General features: G+C 63.8%; 3 protein-coding genes and 1 pseudogene. 1 reads left to right on the forward strand and 3 read right to left on the reverse strand.

The annotated features are described in order from the left end of the window. From EN879_RS29990 to argH, 3 genes and pseudogenes are all read right to left on the reverse strand, one after another. Window positions 1-417 (reverse strand): annotated as a pseudogene (locus EN879_RS29990) (diaminopimelate decarboxylase); the annotation flags it as partial. A 62-nt stretch (window positions 418-479) separates the two neighbouring features. Next, complete coding sequence (locus EN879_RS29995) at window positions 480-686, reverse strand: lipoprotein (RefSeq protein WP_013529409.1); 207 nt, start codon at window positions 684-686, stop codon at window positions 480-482. A 151-nt stretch (window positions 687-837) separates the two neighbouring features. Then, entirely contained in the window at window positions 838-2,238 is a 1,401-nt protein-coding gene (argH, locus tag EN879_RS30000; RefSeq protein WP_063169086.1) for an argininosuccinate lyase, read from the reverse strand. Between the two features lie 35 nt (window positions 2,239-2,273). Here argH and EN879_RS30005 point away from each other — a divergent pair, with 35 nt between their 5' ends. After that, the gene (locus EN879_RS30005) at window positions 2,274-2,963 is read left to right on the forward strand and encodes a TlpA disulfide reductase family protein (protein WP_063169085.1); all 690 of its coding nucleotides are present in this window, start codon (window positions 2,274-2,276) and stop codon (window positions 2,961-2,963) included. Window positions 2,964-3,064 lie beyond the last annotated feature (101 nt).

Here is a 3,064-nt window from a genome sequence, read left to right on the forward strand (position 1 = left end):
GGCAACGGCTCGCGCCGACAACAGCTCAAGTTCAGGCTCGGACTCGACGTTGAAGCAGAGAATGCCGGCGGCAAGGGCAAAGTCCATTTCGCGCGCAGTCTTGCCGACGCCCGAAAACAGGATCTTGCCGGCCGGAATGCCGGCGGCCAGCGCCCGGCGCAATTCACCTTCCGAAACCACGTCGGCGCCGGCGCCGAGCTTCGCCAGCGTCCGCAGGACGGCCTGGTTGGAATTGGCCTTCATGGCGTAGCAGACCAGCGTGTCGAGCCCGGCAAAGGACTGGGCAAACACCCGGTAGTGCCTGGTCAGGGTGGCCGTCGAGTAGCAGTAGAATGGCGTGCCGACCTGTGCGGCGATATCTGGTATCGCCACGTCCTCGGCATGGAGCACGCCGTCGCGGTAGTCGAAATGGTTCACGGGAGTGATTCCGGAAGTTGCGGCAAGATGAGATCGGGTTGGAAGGCCCCGCTCTCGTCGGCCTAGATCAGCGGGTCGAGGATGAACTTCTTGTCCTTGACCGGTTTTTCTGGCTCCGGCGGCACGGGCTGATGGGCCTTCGAGGCATCCTTGCGCGCCTGCACGGCCGCCTCATAGGGCGTGTCGAGACCGCCCCTCCTGCCGCAGGCCGAGACGGCCGCGATCGCCACCAGCAGCGTCAGCGTCACCAAAATCCTGCTTCCGGTCATCGATCCATCCGTCCGAAACGTTTGTCAGCCGCCGCTTTTAGCCGAGTTCTCGGCGCATTGCACCCCGAGATATTGCTCGTCGCAATATCTGGCGCAACGTCCGGATATTGCTGGTCGCATGTCCGGGATATTGCTGGCGCAACATCCGGCATTACGCTTTCGCCAGTCGCTTTTTCCAGGCGCGGATCTGCTTCCTCACTTCCGACGGCGCGGTGCCGCCGAAACTGGTGCGGCTCTTGACCGAGTTCTGCACCGCCAGCACTGAGAATATGTCGGCCGTGATGCCGGGATCGATCGACTGCAGATCCTCCAGCGAAAGCTTCTCCAGCCCCACCTTCTTGTCTTCGGCCAGCGCCACCGCCCGGCCGGTGACATGATGCGCCTCTCGGAACGGCAGGCCGAGCGTGCGCACCAGCCAGTCGGCAAGGTCGGTTGCTGTCGCGTGGCCGGAGCCGGCGGCCTTCTTCATCGCGGCTGCGTTGACCGTCATGTCCGAGACCATGCCGGTCATCGCCGCCAGCATCAGGTCGAGCGTCTCGGCGGCGTCGAATACCGATTCCTTATCTTCCTGCATGTCCTTGCCATAGGTCAAAGGCATGCCCTTCATCACCGTCAGCAGGCCGACCAGATGGCCGGTGACGCGGCCGGTCTTGCCGCGCACCAGTTCGGCGGCATCGGGATTCTTCTTCTGCGGCATGATCGACGAGCCGGTGGAAAACGAGTCCGACAGCCTGACGAAGCCGAATTGCGGCGTCGACCAGATGATGATCTCTTCGGCCAGCCGCGACAGATGCGTGGCGCAGATCGCGGCCATGGCAAGGAACTCGAGCGCGAAATCGCGATCCGAGACGCTGTCGAGCGAATTGCGCATCGGCTCGCGGAAGCCGAGCCCCTTGGCGGTCCGGTGGCGGTCGATCGGGAAGCTGGTGCCGGCAAGTGCGGCGGCACCGAGCGGGCTTTCGTCCATGCGTTCGATCGCATCGCGGACACGCGACAGGTCGCGCGAAAACATCTCGACATAGGCCATGCAGTGATGGCCGAAGGTCACCGGCTGGGCCGCCTGCATATGGGTGAAGCCCGGCATCACGGTCGCCGCATGCTCCTCGGCCCGCTCCAGCAGCGCCTCAATCAACCCCTTCAACGCCTCGGCGACGCGAAAGCACTCCTCCTTGACCCAGAGCCGCAAATCGACCGCGACCTGATCGTTGCGCGAGCGGGCGGTGTGCAGGCGGCCGGCCGCCGGGCCGATCAGATCGGCAAGGCGCGCCTCGATGTTCATGTGGATGTCTTCGAGCCGCGTCGAGAACTCGAAGCTGCCGGCCTCGATCTCTCTCAGGATCGTGTTCAGCCCGTCAGCGATTTTTTCTTGATCGGCCGCCGAAATAATGCCCGTTTGCGCCAGCATCTCGCTATGGGCGATCGAGCCTTTGATGTCCTGCGCATAGAGTTTGCGGTCGAAGGAGATAGACGCGTTGATCGCTTCCATGATGGCGGCCGGACCCGAGGCAAAACGTCCGCCCCACATCTGGTTGCTGGTTTTCTTATCGCTCATGGCTATAACCCGTGCTTCGGAGCAGTTTTGAGAAAATGGCAGACGGTAGTAGATTCTTCCCGGCCCCGCGCCTGATCCTCGCCGCCTTGGTGGCGGGCGCGCTGGCGGGCGCGGTCGCGGTATATGTCAGCGAGAGCCGGTCTGGCAACAATGCACCGGCACAAGCTGCCGTGGGTGAGAGCAAGGACGACGTGGCCTGCGCGGCCAAGAGCGACCGCGCCAAGAAGGTCGCGGCTTCGGCCACCGGTGAGGTCGCGGCACTTTTGCCGGCCGATCCGCCACAATCCCTGAAGAGCCTTGCCTTCAACGGTCCGGACGGCAAGCCGATGACGATTGCCGATCATGCCGGCAAGACGGTGCTGCTCAATCTGTGGGCGACATGGTGCGCCCCGTGCCGTGCCGAAATGCCGGCGCTCGATGCGCTGCAGAAGGAAAAGGGCAGCGACGCCTTTCAAGTGATCGCCGTCAATGTCGATGCCGGCGACGATGTGAAGCCGAAGAAGTTCCTCAGCGATACCGGCGTCGCGACGCTTGGCTATTACCGGGATTCGACGATGGCGCTGTTCAACGACCTCAAGAAGCGCGGCCTGGCGCTAGGCCTTCCTGTCACCATGCTGGTCGACGGCGAGGGCTGCCTGATCGCCCATATGAACGGCCCGGCCGAATGGTCGGGGCCGGACGCCAGGCGGCTGGTCGAGACGGCACTCAAGCCCGAGAGCCTCTAGTCTAGCGTGTGGCTAGCGCAGGTGCCGGTGCGAAGGCCAGAACGCTTCTGTCGCGCAAGGTAGCGGGTTTGCTGCCGACAGCGGGTGCGACGACACCGGTC

It is taken from the genome of Mesorhizobium sp. M7A.F.Ca.AU.002.02.1.1 (assembly GCF_003998535.1).
GTDB classification, from domain to species: domain Bacteria; phylum Pseudomonadota; class Alphaproteobacteria; order Rhizobiales; family Rhizobiaceae; genus Mesorhizobium; species Mesorhizobium ciceri.

Bases quoted from the DNA above. Each gene is read 5' to 3' on its own strand.
- EN879_RS29995 (WP_013529409.1), bottom strand. From the start codon at position 686: ATGACCGGAAGCAGGATTTTGGTGACGCTGACGCTGCTGGTGGCGATC.
- argH (WP_063169086.1), bottom strand. From the start codon at position 2,238: ATGAGCGATAAGAAAACCAGCAACCAGATGTGGGGCGGACGTTTTGCC.
- EN879_RS30005 (WP_063169085.1), top strand. From the start codon at position 2,274: ATGGCAGACGGTAGTAGATTCTTCCCGGCCCCGCGCCTGATCCTCGCC.